At 75.5% G+C, this 26,552-nt stretch carries 23 protein-coding genes and 1 tRNA gene; 18 read left to right on the top strand and 6 right to left on the bottom strand.

The features are described 5' to 3' along the window. The first annotated feature begins 46 nt into the window (after positions 1–46). Positions 47–547 carry a hypothetical protein gene (locus WCD41_RS15150; RefSeq protein WP_337714285.1) on the top strand — a complete coding sequence of 167 codons (501 nt, stop codon included), beginning with the start codon at positions 47–49 and terminating at the stop codon, positions 545–547. A 20-nt stretch (positions 548–567) separates the two neighbouring features. Here the strand turns inward: WCD41_RS15150 and WCD41_RS15145 are convergent, their stop codons facing one another. Continuing rightward, a complete protein-coding gene (locus WCD41_RS15145) occupies positions 568–1,635 on the bottom strand; it encodes an endonuclease/exonuclease/phosphatase family protein (RefSeq protein ID WP_337714284.1) in 1,068 nt (355 codons plus the stop codon). A 287-nt stretch (positions 1,636–1,922) separates the two neighbouring features. Beyond that, the gene (locus WCD41_RS15140; RefSeq protein WP_337714283.1) at positions 1,923–3,188 is read right to left on the bottom strand and encodes a PQQ-dependent sugar dehydrogenase; all 1,266 of its coding nucleotides are present in this window, start codon (positions 3,186–3,188) and stop codon (positions 1,923–1,925) included. Positions 3,189–3,554: 366 nt separating this feature from the next. Here WCD41_RS15140 and mfd point away from each other — a divergent pair, with 366 nt between their 5' ends. Continuing rightward, entirely contained in the window at positions 3,555–7,280 is a 3,726-nt protein-coding gene (mfd, locus tag WCD41_RS15135; protein WP_373695142.1) for a transcription-repair coupling factor, read from the top strand. Positions 7,281–7,283: 3 nt separating this feature from the next. On the opposite strand, the gene WCD41_RS15130 is transcribed toward mfd, so the two are convergent. Then, positions 7,284–7,787, bottom strand: a complete 504-nt coding sequence (locus tag WCD41_RS15130; RefSeq protein WP_337714282.1) for a putative endonuclease domain-containing protein — start codon at positions 7,785–7,787, stop codon at positions 7,284–7,286. Positions 7,788–7,900: 113 nt separating this feature from the next. Between WCD41_RS15130 and WCD41_RS15125 the strand changes: the two genes are divergently transcribed. From WCD41_RS15125 to WCD41_RS15100, 6 genes are all read left to right on the top strand, one after another. After that, positions 7,901–8,890 carry a hypothetical protein gene (locus WCD41_RS15125; RefSeq protein WP_337714281.1) on the top strand — a complete coding sequence of 330 codons (990 nt, stop codon included), beginning with the start codon at positions 7,901–7,903 and terminating at the stop codon, positions 8,888–8,890. After that, positions 8,887–9,774, top strand: coding sequence for a nucleoside triphosphate pyrophosphohydrolase (locus WCD41_RS15120; protein ID WP_337714280.1), 888 nt, complete (start codon positions 8,887–8,889; stop codon positions 9,772–9,774). Before WCD41_RS15125 ends, WCD41_RS15120 begins: the two co-directional genes overlap by 4 nt. A 134-nt stretch (positions 9,775–9,908) precedes the next feature. Continuing rightward, positions 9,909–10,760 carry an iron uptake transporter permease EfeU gene (gene efeU / locus WCD41_RS15115; RefSeq protein WP_337714279.1) on the top strand — a complete coding sequence of 284 codons (852 nt, stop codon included), beginning with the start codon at positions 9,909–9,911 and terminating at the stop codon, positions 10,758–10,760. 65 nt (positions 10,761–10,825) lie between these two features. Beyond that, complete coding sequence (gene efeO, locus WCD41_RS15110) at positions 10,826–11,968, top strand: iron uptake system protein EfeO (protein ID WP_337714278.1); 1,143 nt, start codon at positions 10,826–10,828, stop codon at positions 11,966–11,968. A 2-nt stretch (positions 11,969–11,970) separates the two neighbouring features. Next, positions 11,971–13,212, top strand: a complete 1,242-nt coding sequence (efeB, locus tag WCD41_RS15105; RefSeq protein WP_337714277.1) for an iron uptake transporter deferrochelatase/peroxidase subunit — start codon at positions 11,971–11,973, stop codon at positions 13,210–13,212. Between the two features lie 52 nt (positions 13,213–13,264). Further along, positions 13,265–14,182: a lytic transglycosylase domain-containing protein gene (locus tag WCD41_RS15100; RefSeq protein WP_337714276.1), complete on the top strand. Its 918-nt coding sequence runs from the start codon at positions 13,265–13,267 to the stop codon at positions 14,180–14,182. A 1-nt stretch (position 14,183) separates the two neighbouring features. On the opposite strand, the gene WCD41_RS15095 is transcribed toward WCD41_RS15100, so the two are convergent. Then, on the bottom strand, positions 14,184–14,609 hold the full coding sequence (locus WCD41_RS15095) for a tetratricopeptide repeat protein (RefSeq protein WP_337714275.1): 426 nt from the start codon (positions 14,607–14,609) through the stop codon (positions 14,184–14,186). A gap of 199 nt (positions 14,610–14,808) precedes the next feature. Between WCD41_RS15095 and eno the strand changes: the two genes are divergently transcribed. From eno to WCD41_RS15050, 9 genes are all read left to right on the top strand, one after another. Beyond that, positions 14,809–16,095 (top strand): phosphopyruvate hydratase, encoded by a 1,287-nt coding sequence (eno, locus tag WCD41_RS15090; RefSeq protein ID WP_337714274.1) that lies wholly within the window; start codon positions 14,809–14,811, stop codon positions 16,093–16,095. Positions 16,096–16,097: 2 nt separating this feature from the next. Then, the gene (locus WCD41_RS15085; RefSeq protein WP_337714273.1) at positions 16,098–16,778 is read left to right on the top strand and encodes an FtsB family cell division protein; all 681 of its coding nucleotides are present in this window, start codon (positions 16,098–16,100) and stop codon (positions 16,776–16,778) included. After that, positions 16,775–17,293 carry a DUF501 domain-containing protein gene (locus WCD41_RS15080; RefSeq protein WP_337714272.1) on the top strand — a complete coding sequence of 173 codons (519 nt, stop codon included), beginning with the start codon at positions 16,775–16,777 and terminating at the stop codon, positions 17,291–17,293. The genes WCD41_RS15085 and WCD41_RS15080 overlap by 4 nt, the downstream gene beginning before the upstream one ends. A gap of 428 nt (positions 17,294–17,721) precedes the next feature. Next, entirely contained in the window at positions 17,722–18,696 is a 975-nt protein-coding gene (locus WCD41_RS15075; RefSeq protein ID WP_337714271.1) for a Ppx/GppA phosphatase family protein, read from the top strand. A 5-nt stretch (positions 18,697–18,701) separates the two neighbouring features. Continuing rightward, positions 18,702–19,322 (top strand): hypothetical protein, encoded by a 621-nt coding sequence (locus WCD41_RS15070; RefSeq protein ID WP_337714270.1) that lies wholly within the window; start codon positions 18,702–18,704, stop codon positions 19,320–19,322. 4 nt (positions 19,323–19,326) lie between these two features. Continuing rightward, positions 19,327–20,085, top strand: a complete 759-nt coding sequence (locus tag WCD41_RS15065) for a uracil-DNA glycosylase (protein ID WP_337714269.1) — start codon at positions 19,327–19,329, stop codon at positions 20,083–20,085. Between the two features lie 17 nt (positions 20,086–20,102). Continuing rightward, positions 20,103–20,176: transfer RNA gene (locus WCD41_RS15060), tRNA-Leu, on the top strand. 258 nt (positions 20,177–20,434) lie between these two features. Continuing rightward, positions 20,435–21,304 (top strand): PIG-L deacetylase family protein, encoded by an 870-nt coding sequence (locus WCD41_RS15055; RefSeq protein ID WP_337714268.1) that lies wholly within the window; start codon positions 20,435–20,437, stop codon positions 21,302–21,304. 136 nt (positions 21,305–21,440) lie between these two features. After that, positions 21,441–23,696, top strand: a complete 2,256-nt coding sequence (locus WCD41_RS15050) for a SpoIIE family protein phosphatase (RefSeq protein ID WP_337714267.1) — start codon at positions 21,441–21,443, stop codon at positions 23,694–23,696. 73 nt (positions 23,697–23,769) lie between these two features. On the opposite strand, the gene WCD41_RS15045 is transcribed toward WCD41_RS15050, so the two are convergent. Then, positions 23,770–24,000, bottom strand: a complete 231-nt coding sequence (locus WCD41_RS15045; RefSeq protein WP_337714266.1) for an antitoxin — start codon at positions 23,998–24,000, stop codon at positions 23,770–23,772. A gap of 304 nt (positions 24,001–24,304) precedes the next feature. Between WCD41_RS15045 and WCD41_RS15040 the strand changes: the two genes are divergently transcribed. Next, positions 24,305–25,135, top strand: coding sequence for a Bax inhibitor-1/YccA family protein (locus WCD41_RS15040; protein ID WP_337714265.1), 831 nt, complete (start codon positions 24,305–24,307; stop codon positions 25,133–25,135). Positions 25,136–25,247: 112 nt separating this feature from the next. On the opposite strand, the gene WCD41_RS15035 is transcribed toward WCD41_RS15040, so the two are convergent. Then, on the bottom strand, positions 25,248–26,492 hold the full coding sequence (locus tag WCD41_RS15035; RefSeq protein ID WP_337714264.1) for an acetyl-CoA C-acetyltransferase: 1,245 nt from the start codon (positions 26,490–26,492) through the stop codon (positions 25,248–25,250). Positions 26,493–26,552: the final 60 nt, after the last annotated feature.

Below are 26,552 nucleotides of genomic sequence, written 5' to 3'. Positions count from 1 at the left end.
TCGACGTGAGCTCGACAGCATTCCTGCCCGACCAGGGGGGCCGGCGGTGAGCGCGCCGGCGCGCAGCGGATACGCGGCGTGGGTCAACTGGCTGGAGGCGTTCCGCCGGGGCGAGAACCCGTCGACCGAGGGCCTCGGCCCGGTCCGCGGCGGGTTCGGCTCCTACGTGGAGGCGCGGCTGCTCGACCGGCTGTCCGCGGCGTTCGCGGAGCGCGTGCGCCAGTGGCAGACGGCGCTGGGCGAGCGCATCGTCGCCCAACCGCCCGACGGGCCCGTCGCGGCGGGGGCGCTCTTCCAGGACGCGACCGCCCGCCTCGAGCCGCTGGCACGGCTGGCCGACTCGCCGCTGGTGCCGCGCCCGCTCGCCGTGTCGATGCACGACATGCTGCGCACGGTCCGGGAGGGGGCGCGCAGCGCGCTCGACGAGGCGTGGCGGCGGGGTCTGGAGGACGTGCACGCCCCGGGGATGCCGGCCCAGCGCGGGGTCGACCCGGCCCGGTCGGCCATGGTCCGCCGGCCCGGCGTCGGCGTCGGGCCGCGTCGCTGACCCGGGCCAGCTGACCTGGGCTAACCCCCCAGACCCACTCGCGCGAGCAGGCCGCGGTGGTCGCTGCCCGGGACGTCGACGACCTCGACCTCCCGGGCACGCGGCCCCCCGGAGACCAGCACGTGGTCGATCTGGACCCCGAGCAGGCGCGGCGCGGCGGCCGGCCAGGTGCCGACCAGGCCCTCGCCCACGTCGCTCGCGGCGTCCGTGCAGCCCTCGGTCGCGGTGCGCAGCTCGGCGTGGTCGAGGGTGGCGTTGAGGTCGCCGGCGACGACGGTCGGCCGATCGCCGGTGCACCACCGCGCGAGGGCGGCGACGTCGCGCCGCCAGGCGTTGGTGTCGCCGGGCCGCGGGGACTGGGGGTGGGTGGCGACGACCCGGACCGCCTCGCCGTCGACGTCGGCGAGGTCGACGACGAGCGAGGGGAACTCGGTGTCTCGGTCCGGCGTCACCGTCGGGCGGCCGAGGCTGCGGCGCACGAACACCGTCATCGGGCTGTCGTCGCGACTCGCGTCGGCGGCGAACACCCGGTAGCCGCTCCGGCCCTCCTCGCCGCCCGACTCGTCCACGAGGGCCTGCTGCAGGCGGTTGCGCAGGGTGCCGCGGGCCTCCGGCAGCACGACGACGTCAGGGGTGCGCCGGGTGATGAGCGCGGCGAGGGCCTCCGGGTCGGCCCGGCTGAGGTAGGCGCTGGCCGTGAGGACGGTCAGCTCCGGTCCGCCCGTGGCGCCGGTCTCCGCCGAGCCCACCGCGCGCGGCAGCACCATCGCGAGCCCGAGCACGCCGACCAGGCCCAGGGCGAGCGCGGTCGGCCAGGCCCGGCGGGCGAGCAGGAACACGAGGACGCCGAGCACGGCGAGGCCCGCCGCGAGCTGCGGGCGGAACGCGATCGTCTGGACGAACGGCGTGCGGTCGTCGATGCCGAGGACGTCGGAGAACAGGACCACCGCGCAAGGGAGCCCCAGCACGGCCGCGGCGAGGATGGCGCCGGGCCCGGGCGCGGTGAACCGGCGTCGCGAGCGGTCCAGCAGCGACCGACCGGGCGAGGGCCGCGCCGCACGCCGGGGCGGGCGGTCGTCCCGCGGCATCGCCGCGGTGGGGCCGGCCGGGCCGTGAGGGCCCTGACGTCCCTGAGGTCCCTGAGGTCCCGGAGGCCCCTGCGCGCCGGACGGCGGGGGCAGGTGCCGCGTCGGGGGGTTGGCCGGGGGGGACCAGCCGGGTGGCCGTCCCTGCTGGCCCGGCTGTCCCTGCTGGCCCTGGTGGCCCGGGTACCCCGGCGGTCCTCCCCGCGGCGGGCCCGGCCGGCCGGCCGGGGCCCCGGAGGGGCCGGGGCGGTACCCGCCGGGCGTGTACCGCTCCGGTCCCGGCCGGTCGGTCACCCGCGGGTCACGCGCAGGATCGCGTCGTCCGAGCCGTTGTCGGTGGTGAGGTACAGCGCGCCGTCGGGACCGAGACGCGCCCCGCGCAGGCGTCCGAACTCCCCGTCGAGCTCGGGCGGCACCGTCACCTCGACGATCCGGTTCTCGTCGGCTCCCTGACCGGGTCGCATGAGGAAGAGCTTCTCGCCCTTCTGCGCGGACACCGCGAGCAGGCCCGCCATGTCGCCCCAGGCCGGGCCGTCGAGGAACGCCGCGCCGCTGATGGCCTCCGTCGGGTCGCCCGAGCTCCAGGCGGCGGGGACGGCGTCCGGGTAGCGGTCCAGGTCGGTCATCGGCACGTCCTCGTCGTACCCGCCGGGCGACTCGCCGCCCTGGGCGGGGTCCCAGCCGTAGTTCCGGCCGGGGATGACGACGTTGACCTCGTCGTCGATGTCGGGGCCGTGCTCGGCGCTCCAGGCGCGACCGGTGCCCGGCTGGACGGCGACGGCCTGGACGTTGCGGTGGCCGTACCCCGAGATCAGCCGTTCCGCGGCGCTGCCCGACTCGGCGAAGGGGTTGCCGGGGGCCGGTCCACCGGTGGAGGGGTCGACGCGCAGGACCTTGCCGCCGAGCGAGTTGCGGTCCTGCGGGATGGTCGCGCGGGCCGTGTCACCCGTGCCGACGAGGAGCATGCCGTCGGGGGCGAAGGTGGGCTGGCAGCCGGAGTGGCGGCCCGACGGGTTGATCGGCAGGCCGCCGACGAGGGGGTCGCGCACCCGCTCGGCGCTCGCGCCGTCGGGGGACAGGCGCCACGACACCACGCGGACGTCGACCGGCCGGCCGCCCTCCTGGTGGGTCTGGCAGGTGACGAACGTGCCCGAGGTCGCGACGTCCGGCGCCGCGGCGATCCCCATGAGCCCGCCCTCGCCGCGGGCGTAGACGTCCTGCAGGTCGGCGGTCACCGGCGTGGTGCGCGCTCCCGGGCCGAGGCCCGTGACCAGCGACAACGACCCGTCCCGCTGGGTGACGAGCAGGCGGTCGTCCCCGACGAACGCGACGTCCCAGGGGTTCGCGAAGTCGCCGGCGACGGTCTCGACGCGCAGGGCGGAGCCCGTGGGCGCCGTCGTGGTCGGCGGCGGCGGGGCGCCCGCGCCTTCCCGGGCCGCGGCGGACGTCTGCTCGGGGCCGCCACTGCACGCGGCGAGGGTCAGCGTCAGCAGCGCGCAGAGGGCCCCGATCAGGGTCGAGTGCGCGCGCGCCGGGCGTGATCGGCTCGGGGTCACGGTCGGAGATGATGCCGCGTGGCCTGTCCGGTCCCCGTGGGGCCCTCGTCCGTTTCCACCCGGCGTCCGGGGGTCGCGGGACCTGCCGTTGTCGGTGAACGGACCGCACGGTACTTTTTCGGCGGCGCCGAGGAGGCCCGTGCGGACTTGACCGGGGGGCACGCACGGACGTCGCGGGGCCCGGGGGCGTCGGCGGTCCGCCACCGGCGCCCCCGATCTCGCGCCGTCGCGTCCCCCGGGCCCACGGACGAGACGCAGGGCACCGGAGCCGCGGCGCCCGTGTCGGGGTGCGCACGTACCCTGGAGGCATCCCCCCGCGCGACAAGAAGGTCGCGCCCCGACGGTCCGTCGAAGGGTCCTCCCGCGTTGTCGCCCGCTGCGTCGCTCGCCGCTCCCGCTCCCACCGCCCCGTCGTCAGCACCCGAGGCGCCCCTCGCGCCCCTGCTGCCTGCCGTGCTCGCCGACCCCGGCCTGCGCGAGGTCGTCACCGGCGCCGGACGCGACGCGGCGGTCGAGGGGCCGACGGGTCTGCGCCCGTTCGTCGCGGCCGCGCTCGCCGCGACGGAGGACGCCGGCGGCGCCGGGGTCCCGCTGCTCGTGGTCACCGCCACCGAGCGCGAGGCCGAGGAGCTGGCGGGCGCGGTGGGCGAGCTGCTCGGCCACGACACCGTCAGCTACCTGCCGAGCTGGGAGACCCTCCCGCACGAGCGGCTCTCCCCGCGGGCGGACACCGTCGGGCGCCGGGTCACGGTGTTCCGCCGCCTGGCCCACCCGGAGGCCGACGACACCCCGGACGTCCCGCTGCGCGTGGTGGTCGCCGCGACGCGCAGCCTCATCCAGCCGGTGGTGCCGGGGCTCGGCGACCTGGCGCCGGTGCGGCTCACCGAGGGCACCGAGTACGAGCTCGAGGCGCTCACCGAGCGGCTGGTCGACCTCGCGTACGCGCGCGTCGAGATGGTCGAGAAGCGCGGCGAGTTCGCCGTGCGCGGCGGCATCGTCGACCTCTTCCCGCCGACGGCGGCGGCGCCCGTGCGTGTCGAGTTCTGGGGCGACGAGGTCTCGGAGCTGCGGTGCTTCTCCGTGGCCGACCAGCGCTCGCTGCCCGGCGAGGGCCCGGACGCCCGTCCGGCCGAGGTCGTCGCCCCGCCGTGCCGCGAGCTGCTGCTCACCGAGACGGTGCGCGCCCGCGCCGCCGAGCTCGCCGCGGAGCACACGAGGGACAAGGCGCTCGCCGAGCTGCTGAGCCGCGTCGCCGAGGGGATCCCGTCCGAGGGCATGGAGTCGCTCATCCCGGCCCTGCTGGGCGGCGACGGTGAGACGCCCGAGCTCGCACTGCTGCCCGAGCTGCTGCCGGCGGGCGGGCACGTGCTGCTCTGCCACCCCGAGCGGGTGCTCACGCGCGCCGCCGACCTGGTGCGCACCGGCCAGGAGTTCCTCGAGGCGTCGTGGCTCGCCGCCGCTGACGGCACCGACGGGCGCGCCCCGATCGACCTGGGCGCCTCGGCCTACCGCGACCTCGGTGACGTCCGCGCCGTCGCGGCCAAGGCGGGTCGGCCCTGGTGGACGCTCTCGAGCCTCGCCACCGACCCGGACGTCGAGGACGACTCGCACACCCGTGACGGCGCGCGCGTGCTGCGGCCCGGGTTCACGGCCGTCGAGGCCTACCGCGGCGACATCCCGCGCGCCGCGGCCGACCTGCGCGCCCTCGCCGCGGCCGGTGGCACGGGCGTCCTCGTCGTGCCGGCCACCGGCACCGCCCAGCGCGCCGCCGAACAGCTGCGCGAGCACGAGGTCCCGGTGGCGCTCGCCGACGAGGGGCTCCGGCAGGCGCCGGAGGCGGGCGTTGTGACGATCACCCGCGGGTCGCTCGCGGACGGCGTCACGGCGGGCGGCACGGCGCTGGTGATCGTCACCGAGACCGACCTGACGGGCACCCGGCCCGGCACCGAGGGCGCGGTCAAGCGCGTCCCGGTCAAGCGGCGCAACGCCGTCGACCCGCTGACGCTGCAGCCCGGCGACTTCGTGGTCCACGCCCAGCACGGCATCGGCAAGTTCGTCGAGATGACCCAGCGGACCACCGGCACGGGCAAGGCCGCGACCACCCGCGAGTACCTGGTGCTGGAGTACTCGAGCTCCAAGCGCGGCCAGGCGTCGGACCGGCTGTTCGTGCCCACCGACCAGCTCGACCAGATCAGCCGCTACGTCGGCGGCGAGGTCCCGACGCTGAACAAGCTCGGCGGCTCCGACTGGTCGAAGACGAAGTCGAAGGCCCGCAAGGCCGTCCGCGACATCGCGGCCTCGCTCGTCCAGCTCTACGCGGCGCGCCAGTCGGCGCCCGGCCACGCGTTCGCCCAGGACACCCCGTGGCAGCGGGAGATGGAGGACGCGTTCCCGTTCACCGAGACGCCCGACCAGGCGTCGGCGATCGACGAGGTCAAGGCCGACATGGAGAAGGCGGTCCCGATGGACCGCGTGATCTCCGGCGACGTCGGCTACGGCAAGACCGAGATCGCGGTGCGGGCTGCGTTCAAGGCGGTGCAGGACGGCAAGCAGGTCGCGGTCCTGGTGCCGACGACGCTGCTCGCCCAGCAGCACCTGCAGACGTTCACCGACCGGATGCGCAACTTCCCGATCACGGTCAAGGGGCTCTCGCGGTTCACCTCGCCGAAGGAGGCCGACGCGACGCTCCGCGGGCTCGCCGACGGGAGCGTCGACGTCGTCGTCGGCACCCACCGGCTGCTCCAGACCGGGGTGGCGTGGAAGGACCTCGGGCTGGTGATCATCGACGAGGAGCAGCGCTTCGGCGTCGAGCACAAGGAGCACATCACGGGGCTGCGTGCCCACGTCGACATGCTGTCGATGTCGGCGACGCCGATCCCGCGGACGCTCGAGATGAGCCTGGCCGGCATCCGCGAGATGTCGACGATCCTCACCCCGCCCGAGGAGCGGCACCCGACGCTGACCTACGTCGGCGCCTACGAGGAGAAGCAGGTCGCCGCGGCGATCCGGCGCGAGCTGCTCCGCGACGGGCAGGTCTTCTACATCCACAACCGCGTCAACTCGATCGACGACGCGGCGGCGCGGCTGCGCAGGCTCGTGCCCGAGGCGCGCATCGCGACCGCGCACGGGCAGATGGCCGAGGAGCGCCTCGAGCGCACCGTCAACGAGTTCTGGGAGCGCGAGCACGACGTGCTCGTCTGCACGACGATCGTCGAGAACGGCCTGGACATCTCCAACGCCAACACCCTGATCGTCGAGCGCGCCGACACCCTCGGGCTCTCCCAGCTCCACCAGCTGCGCGGGCGCGTCGGCCGCGGGCGCGAGCGGGGCTACGCGTACTTCCTCTACCCGGCCGACCAGCCGCTCACCGAGACCGCCCACGACCGCCTGGCCACCGTCGCGCAGCACTCCGAGCTCGGCGCGGGCACGGCCGTCGCCATGAAGGACCTCGAGATCCGCGGCGCCGGCAACATCCTCGGCGCCGAGCAGTCGGGCCACATCGCGGGCGTCGGCTTCGACCTCTACGTGCGCCTGGTCGGCGAGGCCGTCGAGGCGTTCAAGGCGCACACCGACGCCGGGGGCGGCGACGAGCCCCTCGCCGAGGTCCGCGTCGACCTCCCGATCGACGCCCACGTCCCGCACGACTACGTGGACACCGAGCGGCTGCGCCTCGACGTCTACCGCAAGATCGCCGAGGCCGCGGACGCCGACGCGCTCGACGCGGTGCGCGAGGAGCTCGTCGACCGCTACGGCGAGCCCCCGACGCCGGTGACGAACCTGCTCGCCGTGGCCGCGTTCCGGCAGGCGTGCCGGCGCCACGGGCTCACCGAGGTCGCCGGGCAGGGCAACATGATCCGGTTCGCGCCGGTCGACCTGCCCGAGTCGATGCAGATGCGGCTGAAGCGCCTGCACCCGCGCGCGCAGTACAAGGCGGCGTCGCGGACGCTGTCGCTGCCCCGGCCGGTCGAGGGGGCGGACGGCAAGGGCCCGGTGCGCATGGGGGCGGCGCCGCTGCGCGACCTGGCGCTGCTGGCGTGGTGCGAGCAGCTGTTCTCCCAGCTCTTCCCCGAGACGGCCGCCGCGGCGACCTGATCGTCAGAGCCCGATCCCGCGGCGCACCCGGGCGGCGAGCGCGTCGAGATCGGCCATCTGGCGACCGGTCACGTGCACGACGTCCCACCCGAGGTCGTCGAGCCCGCTGTCGCGCTCGAGGTCGAGGCCGTGGCGGACGGGCGTGCGGTGGTCGGGACCGTCGTACTCGAGCGCGAACGGCGGCCGCCCCGGCGCCGGCCGGGGCCACGCGAGATCGAGCCGCGCGTCCTTCCCGCTCGGCAGGACCACGGGGTACTGGGGGATCGGCGGCGGGACGCCGCGCAGCGTGAGCCCGACGCGCAGGCGGCTCTCGGGCAGCGACTCGGCGCGGGGATCCATCAGGGCGACGACCCGCCGGACCCGGACGAGGCCCCGGCTGCCCGGATGGGCATCCACGAGGGCGGCGAGGTCGGCGGCGCCGAAGCCGCACGCGCGGGCGAGCGCGTCGACGGCGGCGACCGCGTCGGGCAGGGGACGGCGTGCGCGTAGAGGCAGCGAACGTCCCACTGAGCACGCCGATAGGGCGTTCGCGGCGACCCCGGGTGGCGCGGCGACCCCGGGCGGCGCGGCAACCCCGGGCGGCGCGCGGGCCGGGGTCGGGCGGGTGAGAAGGTGACGCCGTGCGTCGCCTGTTGCCGCTCGTCACGTCGGTGCTCGTCGGTCTCCTCGTGCTGGCCGGGTGCGGGACGGGCCCCGACCGCGCGGGCGCGGCCGCGATCGTCGGCACCACCGTCATCCCGATCACCGAGATCCAGGACAACCTGCGCACCGCGGTCCCCGACCTGCGGGTCGCGGTCGACCAGCAGGGCGCGCAGCAGGGCGTCGCGCCCGGGGCGCCGATCCCGCCTCAGCTGCTCGCGCAGGAGTCGCGGCGCCTGGTGACGGTGCGGGTGCTGCACGAGCTGATCGCCGAGCAGGCGCGCCGCGACGGCATCGTCGTGGCACCGCAGCGCGTCGACGAGGCGCTGGCGCGGGCCGGCGGGGCCGAGGCGGCGGCGCGGGGGAGCGGGTTCGACCCCGCGACGATCCGCGGGCTCGTCGCCGACCAGCTCGCCGCCGGCGACATCGGCCGGCGGGTCTTCGACCGGCTCACCGTCACCATCGACTACGCCACCGCGCCCGACCGGGCCACGGCCGAGGCGCTGGCCCGGCAGGTGGCGGACGACCCGTCGCGCGCCGCGCAGCTGTTCGGTCAGGGTTCCGGCGCGAGCGGGCTGACGCTGCGGCCGGGCCAGCAGCAGCAGGGCGCGCCGCTGCAGTCGTCGGCGTCGTCGATCCTGTTCGGGCTCCCCGCGGGCACGGTGACGATCACGCCGGGCGGGTCGTCCCAGTCCGGCGGCCAGGACCCGGCGCAGGGCCCGTGGTCGGTGGTCCACGTGCAGCAGCGCAGCCTGGACGCGCCGCCGGCGGCCCCGGGCGTCACCCCGGCGGCCGCGGTCGACGACGACACGATGTTCGGCTTCGGCCTGCGCCAGCTGCAGCCGCTCGCGCTGGAGCTCGGCGTGACGATCAGTCCACGCTACGGCGCCTGGGACCCGACGCAGCTGGACGTGGTCGACGACCCGGGGGCCGTCGGCGTCGTCACCCCGGTGCGTACCCCGGCTCCGTGAGCCGCCGGACCGTCACCGTCGACCCCCGGCTCGGCGCGGTCCTGCCCGCCGCGGCGGTCCGCACGGTCGCCGCCGCCGACCAGGTCCGGCTCCACCCCGACCTCCCCGCGGAGGTCGCCGGCGTCTTCGCGCGGGAGCTGGGCGCGGTCGGGCCCGAGGTGCCCGAGAGCGACGGCACGGTGGTCGAGCTCGTCCCCGGCGAGGACGGACCCCCGGGCACGGAGCTCCTCGAGGCCGTACGGGTCATGGACCGCCTCCGCTCGCCCGGTGGCTGCCCCTGGGACGCGGCGCAGACGCCGGCCTCGCTGCTGCGCTACCTCGTCGAGGAGACCTACGAGCTCTACGACGCCGTCGCCGACGACGACCGGGTCGCGGTGCGCGAGGAGCTCGGCGACGTCCTGCTGCAGGTGCTCTTCCACGCCCGGATCGCGCAGGAGGACGCGGGCGACCCGTTCGGTGTCGACGAGGTCGCCGCCGAGCTCGTCGCCAAGCTCGTGAGCCGCCACCCGCACGTCTTCGGCGACGGCGAGACGATCACCGGAGCGGCGGAGCAGCAGGTCCGGTGGGAGGAGCTCAAGGCCGTCGAGAAGCGCCGCGACTCGGCGCTCGACGGCGTCGCCCGGGCCCAGCCGGCGGCCGCGCTCGTCGCGAAGTACCTCTCGCGCTCGCGCCGCGCCGGGGTGCCCGACGACCTGCTCGCCGCCGCGTCCGACGACCCGCTGTTCGCGGCCGCGGCCGACCATGCCGACCCCGAGGGCGACCTGCGGGCGGCCGCGGGGGAGCTGGCGCGGCGCGTCCGCGGCGCGGAGGCGGCCGCCCGCGCCGCCGGCGACGATCCCACGGACCTCGACGACGCGGGATGGCGCCGGCACTGGCGGGTGTGAGGTCCGCGTCGGTAAACGGACAAATCGGTCACTTGCTGTGATCACAGAGGTGCGTTCTTCCCTCGTCCGGCGCAGCCAGGCTAGCCTCACCTCACTGCAGGTGAGGGTCACCTGACGCGAGTCGAGGGGACGCCATGCTGGGGAACGCCCTGATCGGGCTGCGCGAGGGCCTGGAGGCCTCCCTCGTCGTGAGCATCCTCGTGGCGTTCCTGGTCCGGACCGGCCGTCGGCGGGAGCTGCCGAAGGTCTGGCTGGGCGTCGGCGTCGCGATCGCGGTCAGCATCGGCGTCACCCTCGCCCTGACCCTGAGCCAGCAGGCGCTGACCTTCGAGGCCCAGGAGGCGCTCGGGGGCTCGCTGTCGATCATCGCGGTCGGCTTCGTCACCTGGATGATCTTCTGGATGCGCCGCGTCGGGCGCACGATCGCCGCGGAGCTCGAGGGTGGCCTGGAGAAGGCGATCGCGATGGGCTCCGTCGCCGTCGTCGTCATGGCCGCCCTGGCCGTCGGCCGGGAGGGTCTCGAGACGGCGGTGTTCTTCTTCGCGGCGGTCCAGGCCGCGGGGGAGACGACGGGCCCGCTGATCGGCTTCCTCGCCGGCATCGCCGTGGCCGTCGTGCTCGCGTACCTGATCTACCGCGGTGCGGTGAAGCTGAACCTCGGGAAGTTCTTCACGGTCACGGGCGTCCTGCTGATCTTCGTCGCGGCGGGCATCCTCGCCTACGGCGTCCACGACCTGCAGGAGGCCGGCATCCTGCCCGGTCTGAACACCCTCGCCTTCGACGTCAGCGCCGCGGTCCCGGCCGACTCCTGGTACGGGACGCTGCTCAAGGGCGTCTTCAACTTCTCCCCGCAGACCACGGTGCTCGAGGCCGTGGTGTGGGTGCTCTACGTCGCGATCGTGCTGACGCTGTTCGTGCGCAAGCCACGACGACGTGAGGCGCCGGCCGCCGGGAGCTCCACCGACACGGCCGACACGGCCGCCTGATCCCGCTTTCCCCGACCCCGAACGACCGCCGGCGTGCACCGCCGCGCGCCCCCTGGAGGAGAACGATGTCCCGCAGGATGTTGGCCGCCGCCACCGCGGCCCTGGCGATGCTCGCGCTCGCCGCGTGCACGAGCACCGCACCCCCGCCCCCCGGCGCGGGCGGTCAGGGCGGGCCCATCCAGGTCCAGGCCTCCGACACCGCCTGCCAGGTGTCGGCGACCGAGGCGCCCGCGGGCAACATCTCGTTCGCCGTGCAGAACACGGGCACGAAGATCACGGAGTTCTACGTCTACGGCACGGGGGACCGGATCGTCGGCGAGGTCGAGAACATCGGCCCCGGCCTGTCGCGCCAGCTGATCGTCGAGGTCCCCCAGGGCGGCCAGTACACGACGGCGTGCAAGCCCGGCATGGTCGGCGACGGCATCCGCGCGCCGTTCACGGTCACCGGCAACGTGCCCGGGGCGGCCGAGGGCGACGCGCTGCTCGCCTCGGCGGTCGCGGGCTACCAGCGCTACACGAACTCCCAGATCGAGGCCGGCATCGCGCGGACCCAGGAGTTCGTCGACGCGGTCAAGGCCGGCAACGTCGAGCAGGCCAAGGCGCTCTTCCCCGTCTCGCGGACCTACTGGGAGCGCATCGAGCCGGTCGCGGAGTCGTTCGGCGACATCGACCCGCGCGTCGACGGCCGCGAGGACGACGAGCGCGACCCGGGTGTGGCGTGGACCGGCTACCACCGTCTCGAGAAGGACCTCTGGGTCACCGGCCTGCAGCCCGACTCGGCGGCGATCGGCGACCAGCTGATGGCCGACCTGCGCGATCTGCAGACCCGCGCCGCGACCGTCCAGCTCACCCCGGTCCAGCTGGCCAACGGCGCCAAGGAGCTGCTCGACGAGGTCGCCACCGGCAAGATCACCGGCGAGGAGGACCGCTACTCGCACACCGACCTGTGGGACTTCCGCGCCAACGTGGACGGCTCGCAGGCGGCGGTCGCGGCGCTGCGCCCGGCCATCGACCAGCGCGACCCGGCGCTCGGCCCGACACTGGACCAGCGCTTCGCCGACGTCGACGCGGTGCTCGAGCAGTACCGCGCGGGCGACGGGTACGTCCTCTACACCCAGCTGACCGAGCAGGACAAGCAGCGCATGACCCAGGCCGTCGACGCCCTCGGCGAGCCGGTGAGTCAGGTGGCCGGACTGGTGGCGGCGTAAGAGTGACGCGTTCCGGACTGCGTGGTGTCTCCCGGCGCCGGCTCCTCGGATGGACCGGCGCCGGGGCCGCCCTGGCCGGGGCCGGGGCGGTCGCCGGCTTCGCGGCCGGCGAGTCGGCCACGGAGCCGGCGCCCGACCCGTCCGGCGGCGTCGTCCCGTTCCGCGGGCCGCACCAGGCCGGGATCGTCACGCCGGCCCAGGACCGGCTGCACTTCGTCGCCCTGGACCTGACGACGACCGACCGCCGGGCGGTGATCAGCCTCCTGCAGCGCTGGACGACGGCCGCCGAGCGCATGACCGCGGGCGCCGAGGCCGCGCCCGGCGGCGCGGTGAACCGCAACCCGGAGGCCCCGCCGAGCGACACCGGCGAGGCGCTGGGGCTGCCGGCGGCGGCGTTGACGATCACGTTCGGGATCGGCGGGAGCCTCCTCGACAAGCTCGGCATCCCCCGCCCGCCCGAGCTCGCCGACCTCCCGCCCTTCCAGCAGGACCAGCTCGACCCGGCGTTCTCGGGCGGCGACCTGTGCCTGCAGGCGTGCGCGAACGACCCCCAGGTCGCCGTGCACGCCGTGCGCAACCTCGTCCGCACGGGGTTCGGCACGACGTCCGTGCGGTGGTCGCAGCTCGGGTTCGGGCGGACGTCGTCGACGTCGACGACCCAGCAGACCCACCGCAACCTCTTCGGCTTCAAGGACGGCACCAACAACCTCAAGGCCGAGGAGACCGACCTGCTCGACCAGCACGTCTGGGTGCCGCCGGAGCAGGGCCCGCCCTGGATGGCGGGCGGCACCTACCTCGTGGCGCGCCGCATCCGGATGCACGTGGAGACGTGGGACCGCACGTCGCTCGCGGAGCAGGAGTCGCTGACCGGGCGCACCAAGGGGGTGGGCGCCCCGATCGGGCAGGCGCAGGAGTTCGACCTGCCGAACCTGGGCCCGGGCTCGCCGATCGGCGTCGACGCGCACATCCGGCTCGCGTCGGCGGAGAACAACGGCGGCGCGAAGATCCTGCGGCGCGGCTACAACTTCGTCGACGGCTCCGACGGGCTCGGGCACCTCAACGCCGGCCTGTTCTTCGTCGCGTTCATGCGGGACCCGCACCGGCAGTTCGTGCCGATGCAGAGCGCGCTGGCCCGTCGCGACAAGATGATGGAGTACATCGAGCACACCGGATCGGCCGTCTTCGCGGTCCCGCCGGGGCTCGGCGACGGGGCCTATTGGGGCCGAACGGTCCTGGAGGGCTGAGCCGCCCGGGTGAGCCGAGGGCGCTGTCTACCGCCGCGTAATCTCCAGCACGATGAGCGCGCCGACCGACCCCACCCCGGGTTCCCGCGACCGCGTGCCGGCCGGCCGGCGCTCCACGGTGCGCAGCGGCACCGAGGCGCCGGAGAGCGCCGCCACGACCCCGCGGCGGCGCCTCGCGATCCTCGGGCGGCTCGGGCTCGTGCTCGTCCTGCTGCTCGCGGTGGTGGCCACCGTCGTCCTGGTGAGCCGCCAGGGCGAGTTCGGCCGTGAGGACGCGGGCGCCGAGGAGATCCCGGCGCTCGAGGTCGAGCCCGCCCCGGTGCAGCTGGGCACGGTCGCCCAGCCCGGCGCGCTGGCCCCGCCGTCGCTGGGGGGCACCGGCGCGGCCGGGGCGGCGCCGAGCGGCACCTCCCTCGCCGGCTGGTCGGAGGGCATCGCGAGCCGCGCCGACGTCCCCGCCCGCGCGCTGCAGGCCTACGGCGCCGCCGACCTCGCCGTGAAGCGCGAGGAGCCCGACTGCAACCTGTCGTGGGTCACGATCGCGGGCCTCGCGCGCATCGAGTCCAACCACGGCCGCTACCGCGGCGCCTCGATCGCCGACAACGGCGACGTCACCCCGCGCATCATCGGCGTCCCCCTCGACGGCACCGGCGGCAACCGGACCATCGGCGACTCCGACGGCGGCGTCCTCGACGGCGACACGACCCTCGACCGCGCCGTCGGCCCGCTGCAGTTCATCCCGTCGACGTGGGCGAAGTGGCGCTCCGACGGCAACGGCGACGGCGTCGCCGACCCGAACAACATCGACGACGCCGCCCTCGCGGCGGGGCGCTACCTCTGCACCGGCGGGCGCGACCTCGCGACCGGCCCGGGCTGGCGCGCCGCGGTGCTGTCGTACAACAACTCCGACGAGTACGGCCGCCGCGTCTACGCCGCCGCCGACCAGTACGCCCGCGCCAGCCAGGGGTAGGTCACGCGCCGCCGGTGCGGTCGGCGCGCACGGCGATGTTGGCGCTGACCTCGCCCAGCGCCTCCTGGTACTCCGGGCGCGGATCCATCGCCGCCGCCATGCGCAGCTGCGTGCGCGCCTCCACCAGGCGGCTCTGGCGCTGCAGCGTGCGGCCCAGCGCGAAGCGGGCGTAGTGGTCCGACGGGTCGAGCTCGAGCACCCGCAGGAAGCCCTCCTCCGCCCGCCGGAACTGCGCCGACGCCAGGTAGGCCCGGGCCGCCAGCAGGTGCACCGAGGCGGCGGCCTGCTCGGTCTCCAGCAGCGGCGCGAGGGCCTTGAGCGCGTCGAGAGGCCGGCGGCGTTCGAGGAGGTCCTCGGCGCGGCGGAACTCCGCCACCGACCCTCCGTGGCTGTCCGGTTCGGCGGGGTCGTGCTGCGCGGCGGACATCTCAGCCACCGTAGGCCGACTCACGGAGCGGCGCGAGGCCTGCCGTCCCGCACACGGGTCGAGCTCCGCAGGCTCCGTCTCCCGGAGCGTGGCTCCCCGACCGGGTCGGGGGCGACGTCTACGATGCGGGCGACGTGCCGTGCCCCGGGGCGCGGTGAAGCGATGCAGTGATTCATCTCTGGGTTCGGAGGCATGGTCCGTGGCGGTCATCGAGCAGGTCGGCGCACGGGAGATCCTCGACTCGCGGGGCACACCCACGGTCGAGGTCGAGGTGGCGCTCGACGACGGCACGCTGACCCGTGCGGCGGTGCCCTCCGGGGCGTCGACCGGCGAGCACGAGGCCGTGGAGCTGCGTGACGGCGACGACTCCCGCTACCTCGGCAAGGGCGTCGAGCGCGCCGTGGCCGGCGTGCTCGACGAGATCGGGCCGGGCCTGGTCGGCATCGACGCGGCCGAGCAGCGCGTCGTCGACCAGAAGCTCATCGACCTCGACGGCACGCCGGACAAGTCGCGGCTCGGTGCGAACGCCCTGCTGGGCGTGAGCCTCGCCGTCGCGCGCGCGGCCGCCGAGTCCGCCGAGCTCGACCTCTTCCGCTACGTCGGCGGCCCCAACGCCCACGTGCTGCCGGTGCCGATGATGAACATCCTCAACGGCGGCGCCCACGCCGACTCGGGCGTCGACGTCCAGGAGTTCATGATCGCGCCGATCGGCGCCGAGTCCTTCCGCGAGGCCCTGCGCTGGGGCGCGGAGGTCTACCAGTCGCTGAAGAAGGTGCTCAAGAAGCAGGGCCTGTCGACGGGCCTGGGCGACGAGGGCGGCTTCGCGCCGTCGCTGCCGAACAACCGCGAGGCGCTCGACCTCATCGTCGCCGCCGTCCGCGACGCCGGGTACACGCCGGGCCGCGACATCGTCCTGGCCCTCGACGTGGCCGCCAGCGAGTTCTTCTCCGACGGCGTCTACACCTTCGAGAGCGAGACCCGCAGCGCCGCGCAGATGAGCTCCTACTACGGCGAGCTGCTCGACGCCTACCCGCTGGTCAGCATCGAGGACCCGCTCTCGGAGAACGACTGGGACGGCTGGACCAAGCTCACCGGCGACATCGGCGACCGCATCCAGATCGTCGGCGACGACCTGTTCGTCACCAACATCGAGCGCCTCGAGGAGGGCATCGAGCGCCGCGCCGCGAACGCCCTGCTCGTCAAGGTCAACCAGATCGGGACGCTCTCGGAGACGCTCGACGCGGTCAGCCTCGCCCAGCAGTACGGCTACCGCTGCATGATGAGCCACCGCTCCGGCGAGACCGAGGACACCACGATCGCCGACCTCGCCGTCGCCACCAACTGCGGGCAGATCAAGACCGGCGCGACGGCCCGCTCCGAGCGCGTCGCGAAGTACAACCAGCTCCTGCGCATCGAGGAGGCCCTCGGCGACGCCGCCCGCTACGCCGGCGACCTGGCCTTCCCGCGCTTCGACCCGGACGCCTGAGCGTGCCCGCCGACCGCAGCACCCCCGGGGACGAGGGGCCCGCCGACCGTTCCACCGGACGGTCCGGCACCTCGCGGGGACGCGGTCGGCGCGGCGGGCGTGACGGGTCCCCGGCCAAGCGCACGACGGGCGGGTCGTCCCCGGCCCGCGGACGCACACGCGCCCGTCAGGGACCCCGCCGCGACCCGCAGCGGGTCGTGCGTCGCCGCAACCCGCTGCGCGTGCCCTCCGGCGGCCCGGCCGCCGCCGCGGCGCGCGCCCGGCGTGCCGCCCAGGCCACCGGCGGGGCACTGGGGCTGTCCACGGCCCGCCGGGCGGCGGTGCTCGCCGTGGTCGTCTGCGCGGTCGCGCTGACCGTCGCGGTGCCCCTGCGCAACTACGTCACCCAGCGCCACGAGATCGCCGCGGTGGCCGCCGAGCAGGAGCGTCTCGCCCGGGACGTCCGCACGCTGACCGACGAGCGCGGCGCGCTGCGCGACCCCGCGCACATCGAGGCCCTCGCCCGCGAGCGCCTGGGCTACGCCCGGCCGGGCGAGGTCCCCTACCGGGTCCAGCTGCCGGGCGACGCGGGCGCGCCGCGCGACCCGCGCGACACCGACCCGCGCGCGGGGCTGCCGCCCGCCGAGGCCGAGCTCCCCTGGTACGCCCGCGTGGCGCGCTCGACGCTGGGCACCACCCCGTGAGCGAGCCGACCGAGGCCGACCGCGCCGCGGTCGCCGCCCAGATCGGCCGTCGCCCCCGCGGGTTGCGCCGCGTCGCGCACCGCTGCCCCTGCGGCCTGCCCGACGTCGTCGAGACCGCGCCCCGCCTCGAGGACGGCACCCCGTTCCCGACGCTCTACTACGCGACGTGCCCTCGGCTGACCTCGCGGATCGGCACCCTCGAGGCCGACGGCCTGATGCGTGAGCAGACCGAGCGGCTCGGGACCGACGCCGACTTCGCCGACCGCTACGCGCGGGCGCACACCGACTACCTCGCCGAGCGCGACGCGATCGCCCCGCTCGGCACCGACGTCAGCGCCGGCGGGATGCCCGAGCGGGTGAAGTGCCTGCACGTGCACGTCGCCCACACCCTCGCCCGCGGGCCCGCGGTGAACCCGGCGGGCGACGAGGCCCTCGAGCGGCTCGACGCCTGGTGGCACGCCGGGCCGTGCGTCGGACCGGCGCTCGACCCACCACACGGCACCCCGTCGGGCTGATCACCGCAGCCCCACACCGGTGACGCGCGGCCGGCCGTCGCACGGTACGCACCGTGGCCGCGTCGCCACGGACCGGTGGACCCGACACCTGGCCCGGTCACGCCCCCCGTCCTGAGTGGATCCGGGAGCCCCGCGCGGCGCAGGATGATCGTGCCGGTTCCCCCGACCGGCCGAGTGCGGCGGAGCGGACGGCCCGCCGCACGACGGGTGGTGACCCGCCGTATGGCGCCCTCTCGCGGCTGCCCGACGAGCCACGTGCCCGGGAACCGGTCGCCGGGCGACCCCCTCCCGCCGGGGGCGCCCGGCGTCCGGCACCCCTGGACGCCGGACGCGGTCACCCACCCCGCGCACGGCGCGCGGGGGGCGGCAGAGCTAGCGTCGTCCCGGAGCCCGGTCCACCGGGGACGACGCTGGTGCAGGGAGCGCCCATGCCACGGGTCGCGGCCGTCGACTGCGGGACCAACTCGATCCGCCTGCTGGTGGCCGACGTGACGGTCCGCGAGGACGGCTCCGCCTGGCTGCGCGACGTCCACCGCGAGATGCGCATCAACCGTCTCGGGCAGGGCGTCGACGCCACCGGCCGTCTCGCGCCGGAGTCGCTCGCCCGCACGCGCGAGGCCCTCGGCGCCTACGCCGAGATGCTGCGCCGCCACGGCGTCGCGGTGGGGCCGGACACGGTGCGCGTCTGCGCCACCTCGGCGACGCGCGACGCCGAGAACCGCGACGAGTTCTTCGGTGCCGTCCGCGAGGTCATCGGGGTGGACGCCGACGTGATCACGGGTGACGAGGAGGCGCGGCTGTCGTTCGCCGGTGCCGTCGCCGACCTCGACCCCGACGAGGGCCCGTTCGTCGTCGCCGACGTCGGGGGCGGCTCCACCGAGATCGTCACGGGCACCTGGGACGCCGTGCACGCCGAGGTCGCCGCGGCGCGCTCGACCGACGTCGGCTGCGTGAGACTGACCGAGAAGTTCCTGCACGACGACCCCCCGACCGCCGAGCAGGTCGCCGAGGCCGAGGAGTTCACCCGCGCGACGCTCGCGCCGGCGTTCGCCGACGTCGCGGTCGCCGACGTCCAGACGTGGGTGGCGGTCGCGGGCACGGCGACCACGCTCGCGGCCGTCGCCATGGACCTGCGCGCCTACGACCCCGAGCGCATCCACCTCTCGCGCCTCGGCCTCGACGACGTCCGCGCCACCGCCCGCCGGCTCGAGGCGATGCCGCGCGACGAGCGGGCCGCGCTCGGCCCGATGCACCCCGGCCGCGTCGACGTCATCGGCGGCGGCTCGCTCGTCATGCGGGTGCTCGCCGAGGAGCTGGCCGAGCGCACCGACGTCACCGAGCTCGTCGTCTCCGAGCACGACATCCTCGACGGGATCGCGCGGGCGCTGGCCGCCCGCTGGTGACGGCCGTGACCGCCGGGCCCGGCGTGCTGCCGCTGGCGGCGCTGGTGCTGGCCCGCCGCGTGCGGGCGCTGGTCGCGGTGACCGTCGTGGCGACCACCGTGCTGGCGGTCGCCACCTGGCTCGCGGGCAACGGCCCGACGCTGCCGGGCGTCGCCGCGTTCGTCGCGCACCTCGCGATCTCGCTGGGCGCCGCGCTGCCGGTGCGCTGGCAGTTCGCCGGCGACCCGGCCCGCCGCGAGCACCGGGCGGTGCGGGCGATGACGGTGTCGTTCGTGATCCTCGCGGTGTACAGCGCGGTCGACGCGGTCGTCGACGCCCTCGCCCCCGCCCGGCCGGGGGAGACCCTCGTCGGCGGGCTGCTCGGGCTGGCGGCGGCCGTCGCGCTGCCGCTGCTCGTCGCCGCGGACGCCCGGGCGATGCGGCGGGAGGGCGCCGACCGCGACCCGCGCGTGCGGCCCGCCGTCCCCGGGGTGCTCGTGGTCGCCCTGGTCGCGGTGCTCGTCGCGGCCGCCGGCGTCGACCTGCTGAGCAGCGCCGCGGTCGCCCCGTCCGTGGCCGCGCCCGCGGTGTCGGCGGTCGTGGCCGTCCTCGCCGCCCGGGAGGCCGTCGGTGCCTGGTACCGCTGAGAGCGTGGCCGACCTGGCCGCCCTCGACACCGCGGTCGCGAACTGCCGCGCGTGCCCGCGGCTCGTGGCCTGGCGCGAGGAGGTGGCGGCCACCAAGCGCGCCGCGTTCCGCGACCAGACCTACTGGGGCCGCCCGGTGCCCGGCTTCGGCGCGACCGACGCGCGGCTGCTGATCGTGGGCCTGGCGCCGGCCGCGCACGGGGCGAACCGGACCGGGCGGATGTTCACCGGCGACCGCAGCGGCGACGTCCTCTACGCCGCCCTGCACGCCGTCGGGCTCGCGTCCCAGCCGACGTCGGTGGCGATCGGCGACGGCCTCGAGCTGTCCGGCACCCGCATCACCGCGCCGGTGCGCTGTGCCCCGCCCGAGAACAAGCCGACCCCCGCCGAACGTGATCGCTGCCGGCCGTGGCTCGCGCGGGAGCTCGCGCTGCTGCGCGACACCGTGCGCGCCGTCGTCGTCCTCGGCGGCTTCGGGTGGCAGGCGCTGCTGCCGGTGCTCGCGACCGCGGACCCCGCGAGCGGGCACCCGGGCTGGGTCGTCCCGGCACCGCGGCCCACCTTCGGACACGCCGCGCACGTGACGCTGCCGCCGGCGCCCGGGGCGCACGCGGCGCCGCTCGAGCTGTTCGGCTGCTACCACGTCAGCCAGCAGAACACCTTCACCGGACGGCTGACCCCGGCGATGCTCGAGGACGTCCTCGCCGAGGCCGCCACGGCCGCCGGCCTGGAACCGACCACTCCGCGACGTGACCACGGCTAGGCTTGCCGCGACCTCCAGCCCCCGTGGCCCAACCGGCAGAGGCAGGCGACTTAAAATCGCCACAGTGTGGGTTCGAACCCCACCGGGGGTACCGCCCCGCAGGACGACCTCGGATGGCCCTGCCCGACGGCCCGCGGACGCCGGGGCGTCACCGTTCCCACCCCGTCGCGACAGCTTCCCGTCACCCGCCCGTCGCAGCGGCCGCGCGGAGAGCGGTCGATGCGTCGGAGATCGGCTCCCCCGCTGACCGCTCGGGCGCCCCGAGCGGACCGCTCGACGCCGACGCCCGGAAGCTGCTCCGAACGGGCGAGAAGATCGGCCACACTCGTCGGCGAGGGAGGTGAGCGCCGTGGCTGACCAAGGGGACCTGTCGGGTCGGATCCCCGCGCCCGGACGGGCCCGTCCACCGTGGCGCGAGCTCGAGGGCCTGCGCCCGCTGACGCTGCGCGCGTGCCGCCGGCTCGTCGTCGTCGCCCCGCACCCGCGCGACGAGATCCGCGCGGCCGGCGGGCTGCTGCGCCGTCTCGCCGCGCGGCACGCGTCGGTCGACGTCCTCGCGCTCACCGACGGCCCGGGACGCACCTGCACCCCGCCGGAGGGGCTGGCCGTGCCCCGAGAGCCGGAGCCGCCGCTCGGCGACCTCGTGGTGCGCCCCGAGGACCTGTCGGACCCGGACACGCTGGCCTCGGTGCTGGCGCAGCTGGACGAGGCGGCGGAGAGCACCGACGACGAGTCCGGCACCGAGACGTCGGTCGACGCCGAGGCGGACGCGCTCGACGACGCCTACCGGGCGCTCGGTGTCGCCGAGGTCCGCCGGCACCGCCTCGGCCTGCCCGACGCGGGGCTGGCCGGGCGGGAGGCCGACGTCGTCGCCGCCCTGAGCGAGATCGTCGGTTTCGTCGAGGACCCGCACGGGCTGTGTGTCCTCGCCCCGTGGTCCGGGGACGGCGACGACGACCACGAGGCCGCCGGTCGCGCCGCGGAGGTCGTGTGCGCCGCCTACCGCGTGCGGCTGGTCCGGTGGCTCGACCAGGCGTGGAGCTGGGCCGGTCCGGAGTCGGCGGAGGTGCCGTGGCGGCGGGCCCGCCAGCTCGCGCTGTCGGAGACGGTGCAGGCACGTAAGCTCGCCGCCAGCGCGGCGTTCGGTGGCCGTCCCGGACGCGATCGCGAACTGCCCGACGGCTCCGCCCCCGGTCCCCGTGAGGTCTTCCTGGTGTGAGCAGGCTCGTCGTCGCCCGTTCGGGTGTCCCCGCACCCTCTGTTTCGCCCGGCCGGTCGGCGTGTCCCGTCGCCGTGCGTTCTCGTGGGTGTCACACCCCGGTCGGCCACCATCCGGGGCCGATAGGCTCCGTCAGGTGACGGGCTGGACGAACGGCGACCACGGCGAGGTGGCCACGGAGAACCCCGACTCGGCCCCCGAGCTGGGTGCGGACTACGCCGCCGAGGCCCAGCGCGTCCGCGACGCGGTCGTCGAGCCGAGCAGCGTCGGGCAGACCGACCTCCCGCAGGTGCTGCACACCGCGCCTGCCGCGGTGGCGCTGATCGACCTGGGCCAGGGCCTCGTCACGTACGCCAACGACTCCGCCGCGGGCCTCACCGGCGGCCGCGCCGGCCTGCCGCTCGACGTCGACGCGTGGAGCGAGGCGGCCGGGCTCACCGACCTGGCCGGGCGCCCCATGCGCGACACGGCGTCCCCGCTCTCGCGGGTCGCGCAGGGCATCCCGGTCTCGGGGGAGCCCGTCGCCGTGGCCGACGCCGCCCGCCGTGGCTCGGAGTCCAGCGAGGAGGAGCGCGAGGAGGCCGAGGGCCGGCTGCTGTGGGTCACCGGCTTCCCGCTCTCGGAGGCCGTGAACGCCGACCAGCGCCGCCTCGCGCTGGTGGTGTTCCTGCAGCTCTCCGGCGCGGGCGCCCAGCGTCACCTCGAGATGGTGCGCGACCGGGCGGTGGTGGCCACCGAGCTGTCGTTCACGATCTCCGACCCGGCCCGCGAGCAGAACCCGCTGGTGTGGGTCAACCCGGCGTTCACCCGCCTCACCGGCTACGAGCTCGACGAGGTCATGGGCCGCAACTGCCGGTTCCTGCAGGGCCCGAACACCGACCCCGCCTCGATCTCGCGCATCCGCACGGCGCTCGACGAGGAGCGGCCCATCACCGAGGTGCTGCTCAACTACCGGCGCGACGGCACGGCGTTCTGGAACCAGGTGTCGATCACGCCGGTGCTCGACGGCCAGGGCCGGGTCGTCAACTTCGTCGGCGTCCAGTCCGACGTCACCGAGCGCGTGATGGTGGAGAACGAGCGCCGCGCCGCCCTCGCCGCCGCGGAGGAGACCCGCGAGCAGCTGCGCCTGCTCACCGAGTCGACGCAGGCGATGTCGGCGAGCCTCGACACCACCGGCGTCGCGGAGGCGCTCGCGCGCATCGTCGTGCCGGCCATGGCGGACTTCTGCTGCGTCGACCTGCTCGAGGACGCCGACGGCAACTCCTCGGTGCGCCGGGCGGCGGTCAACCACCGTGACGAGACGAAGACCGACGAGGTCCAGGGGCTCGGACGCTGGGTCAGCCCCACCGAGGACGGCCGCGACCCCATCGGCGAGGCCCTCGCGTCCGGCTCGCCGTCGCTGCTGCCCGAGCTGCCGGTGCGCCCCGTCGGCATCTCCGAGCAGCCCGAGCTGCTGCGCCGCTACGAGGCGCTGCGGCCCCGCTCGGCGATCGTCGTGCCGTTGCGGGCCCGCGGCCAGGTGCTGGGGGCGCTGACGCTCGGCACCGAGCTGCCCTACGGCCGACGCTACGCCCAGCGGGATCTCTACCTCGCCGCGGACCTCGCCGCCCGCGCGGGCCTCGCCGTCGACAACGCCCGGCTCTACGCCCGCGAGCACGGTGCGGCCGAGACGCTGCAGCGCAGCCTGCTGCCCGCGGTGCCCGCCATGCCCGGCATGTCGATCGCGTCGCGCTACCTCGCCGCCACCGACGGCGCCCAGGTCGGCGGCGACTGGTACGACATGCTCGCGCTGCCCGACGGCGCCGTGGGCCTCGCGGTCGGCGACGTCGTCGGCCACGACCTGCGGGCCGCCGCGGCGATGGGCGAGCTGCGCGGGGTGCTGCGCTCCTACGCGTGGGAGGGCCTCGGGCCCGCCGACGTCGTCGACCGCTGCGACGACGTCGTCCAGGGGCTCGGCATGGCGGCGATGGCCACGGCCGTCTACGCGCGCTTCGAGCGCGGCGAGGGCGGCGGCTGGACGTTGCGGTACTCCAACGCCGGGCACCCGCCGCCACTGCTGCGCCGCGCCGACGGCACCGTCGAACTGCTCACCGGCAACCTCTCGCCGCTGATCGGGGCGACGCGCGCGATCACCCGCGAGGAGACGTCGGTGCGCTGCGGCCAGGGCGACCTGCTCGTCCTGCACACCGACGGCCTCATCGAGGCGCCCGGGGCCGACCCGGACGACCGCACGCAGCTCATCGCCGACACCCTTGCCGCCCAGTCGCCCGACATGCCCGTCGAGGAGCTGTGCGACCGGCTGCTCGGCATGCTCGGCGTCGACGGGCTGCGCGACGACGCGGTGCTGCTCGCGATCCGCATCGAGGGCGAGGACGGGCCGGCGCCGGCCTGACCGGCTCCCGCACCCGACGCACCACGGCCCGGCCCGCGCGTGGCGGGACCGGGCCGTGGTGCGTGTCGTGCGCCTAGGGCCGCGGGGGCTCCTCGCCGGGCGGCGGGGGCGGGGGCGCCTGGCCCTCGTCCTGCCCGCCGTGCAGGAAGTCCTTCGCCTTCTGCCCGGCCTGGTCGACCTGCTCCTCGTGGCCGAAGCGCTCACCGACGAAGTCGGTGCCCTTGTCCACGAAGCCGTCGGCCTTCTCCGGGTTCTCCCCGGCCCAGTCCTTGGCCTTGTCCGCCATGCTGCCGAAGTCCACCATCGACACCCCTCCTCGTCGCTGGTTGCGAGGTTGCGCCCGCAGCATGCCCCGTCCCGTCGCGGGCCGACACCTCGGACCCGGGTCGGTACCTCCGAACGGGCGGATAGACTTGCCTGACGGACCCCATCCCGGGGCGAAGCGGACACGCTGCGTTCACCACGAATCCGGTAAAGTTCTGTTTACCGAGACGGGAACCGATCCACCCGCACCGTCGTTGGACCGGGTGGACGCAACAGTCCGCGGCCGACCCGGCCGATGACGACCCGCCATCGGTGCCGGCTCCGCGTAGGAGGAGGACCCAGAGGTGCGCACCACCAGCAACCCGGCGTTCCGCAACCTGCCCACCTCACCGGGTGGGTACGCGCGGTTCGGCGCTGCAGGCCAGGCCCCGGCCGGCATGGCCGGCGCCGGCGGCATGTTCGGCGGGGGCGGCAGTCCCCTGCCGACCGCGGCGGCGGACGACCGTCCGCTCACCGTGGACGACGTCGTCCAGAAGACCGCGATCAACGTGGTCCTCGCCCTCGCGGTCGGTGTCGCCACCGTGTGGAGCGGGCTCTATGTGCTGGGGATCGTCGGCTTCGTGGTCGGCCTGGTCCTCGCGCTGATCATCATCTTCAAGCAGAGCACCAACAAGTTCCTGGTGCTGGGCTACTCGGCGGCCGAGGGCATGGCGCTCGGAGCGATCACCGGCGTGTTCCAGAGCATCGCCACCTCGCCGGGTGGCACGAGCTACGCCGGCATCGGCGTCCAGGCCGTCCTCGCGACGCTGGGCGTGTTCATCGGCATGCTGGTCGTCTACAAGACCGGCGCCATCCGCGTCACCCCGCGCCTGACCAAGATGGTCATCGGGGCGGCCATCGGCGTGGTCGTGCTCATGCTGGCCAACCTCGTCGCGGGCTTCTTCGTCGCCGACGGCCTGGGCCTGCGCAGCGGCGGCCTGCTGGCGATCGTCTTCAGCCTGGTCTGCATCGGCATCGGCGCTTTCATGCTGCTGCTCGACTTCGACCAGGCCGACCAGGCCGTGAAGGCCGGCGTTCCCGCCCGCTTCGCGTGGTACCTCGCCTTCGGCTTCATGACCACGCTGGTCTGGCTCTACATCGAGATCCTGCGCCTGCTGAGCTACTTCCGCGAGTAGGCGTTCCCGAGACGACGGCCCCTTCCGGAAGCTTCCGGGAGGGGCCGCCGCATGTCCGGGGTGTTCCAGCCTGGCGGCCACGCTGACGTTGAACGTCAGGAAAGCCCCCAGCTCAGTTCAAGCGCTCGAGCACCATCGCCATGCCCTGCCCGCCGCCGACGCACATGGTCTCGAGCCCCAGGGTGGCGTCGCGCTCGCGCAGACCGTTGAGCAGCGTCGTGGCGATGCGCGCGCCGGTCATGCCGAACGGGTGGCCGACGGCGATGGAGCCGCCGTGCACGTTGAGCTTGGCCTCCATGTCGTCGTCGCTCATCCCCAGCCCGCGGGCCGAGGGGATGACCTGCGCGGCGAATGCCTCGTTGATCTCGACGAGGTCGACGTCGCCGACGGTGAGGCCGGCACGGGCCAGGGCCCGGGCGGACGCCTCGATGGGCCCGAGCCCCATGATCTCGGGGGAGAGGGCGCTGACGGCGGTGGACACGATCCGTGCGAGCGGGGTGATCCCCAGCGCCTCGGCGCGCTCCGCGGACATGATCACGAGCGCCGCGGCGCCGTCGTTCAGCGGGCACGCGTTGCCGGCGGTGATGCGCCCGTCGGGACGGAAGACGGGCTTGAGGTCGGCGAGCGCCTCGTAGGTGGTGCTGGGCCGCGGGCTGTCGTCGTGCTCCATCACCGAGCCGTCGGGCAGGCGCACGGGCGTGATCTCGCGGCGCCAGAAGCCCGACTCCTGCGCCCGCGCGGCGTTCTGCTGGGAGCGCAGCGCGAAGCGGTCCATCTCCTCGCGGCTGACGCCCTCGGCGAGCGCGACGTTCTCCGCGGTCTGCCCCATCGCGATGTAGGGATCGGGGAACAGGCCGTCGGCGCGCGGGTCGTGCCACTCCGACGCGCCCGCCGCGGCCACGTCGGCGGTGCGCTGCTCGGCGTCGGCGAACAGGGGGTTGTGGGTGTCGGGCCAGGAGTCCGAGTTGCCCTTCTCGAACCGCGACACCGTCTCGACGCCCGCCGCGAGGAAGACGTCGCCCTCGCCGGCGCGGATGGCGTGCGCGGCCATCCGCGCGGTCTGCAGGGACGACGAGCAGTAGCGCGTGATCGTCGCCCCGGGCAGGCGGTCGAGGCCGAGCTCGACGGCGACGATGCGGGCGAGGTTGAAGCCCTGCTCGCCGCCGGGCAGGCCGCAGCCGAGCAGGAGGTCCTCGACCTCGGCCGGGTCGAGCGACGGGACGGCGTCGAGCGCGGCGCGCACGACCTGCGCGGTGAGGTCGTCCGGGCGCATCGCGGCCAGCGAGCCCTTGCGGGCGCGGCCGATCGGCGAGCGGACGGCGGACACGATGACGGCCTCGCGGCCAGGGTCGACCATGGCGCCGACCCTACGACCGCGAGGGCGAGCGAGTGAGTGGCGTGACGGACACTGAACGTC

This window comes from Actinomycetospora aeridis (assembly GCF_037400275.1).
GTDB classification, from domain to species: domain Bacteria; phylum Actinomycetota; class Actinomycetes; order Mycobacteriales; family Pseudonocardiaceae; genus Actinomycetospora; species Actinomycetospora aeridis.
The sequence above is the reverse complement of the archived record's forward strand: the minus strand, read 5'-3'. Positions and strand labels throughout refer to the sequence as shown.

Bases quoted from the DNA above. Each gene is read 5' to 3' on its own strand.
- WCD41_RS15075 (WP_337714271.1), top strand. From the start codon at position 17,722: ATGCCACGGGTCGCGGCCGTCGACTGCGGGACCAACTCGATCCGCCTG.
- WCD41_RS15045 (WP_337714266.1), bottom strand. From the start codon at position 24,000: ATGGTGGACTTCGGCAGCATGGCGGACAAGGCCAAGGACTGGGCCGGG.
- WCD41_RS15145 (WP_337714284.1), bottom strand. From the start codon at position 1,635: ATGCCGCGGGACGACCGCCCGCCCCGGCGTGCGGCGCGGCCCTCGCCC.
- WCD41_RS15095 (WP_337714275.1), bottom strand. From the start codon at position 14,609: ATGTCCGCCGCGCAGCACGACCCCGCCGAACCGGACAGCCACGGAGGG.
- efeO (WP_337714278.1), top strand. From the start codon at position 10,826: ATGTCCCGCAGGATGTTGGCCGCCGCCACCGCGGCCCTGGCGATGCTC.
- WCD41_RS15035 (WP_337714264.1), bottom strand. From the start codon at position 26,492: ATGGTCGACCCTGGCCGCGAGGCCGTCATCGTGTCCGCCGTCCGCTCG.
- efeU (WP_337714279.1), top strand. From the start codon at position 9,909: ATGCTGGGGAACGCCCTGATCGGGCTGCGCGAGGGCCTGGAGGCCTCC.
- WCD41_RS15100 (WP_337714276.1), top strand. From the start codon at position 13,265: ATGAGCGCGCCGACCGACCCCACCCCGGGTTCCCGCGACCGCGTGCCG.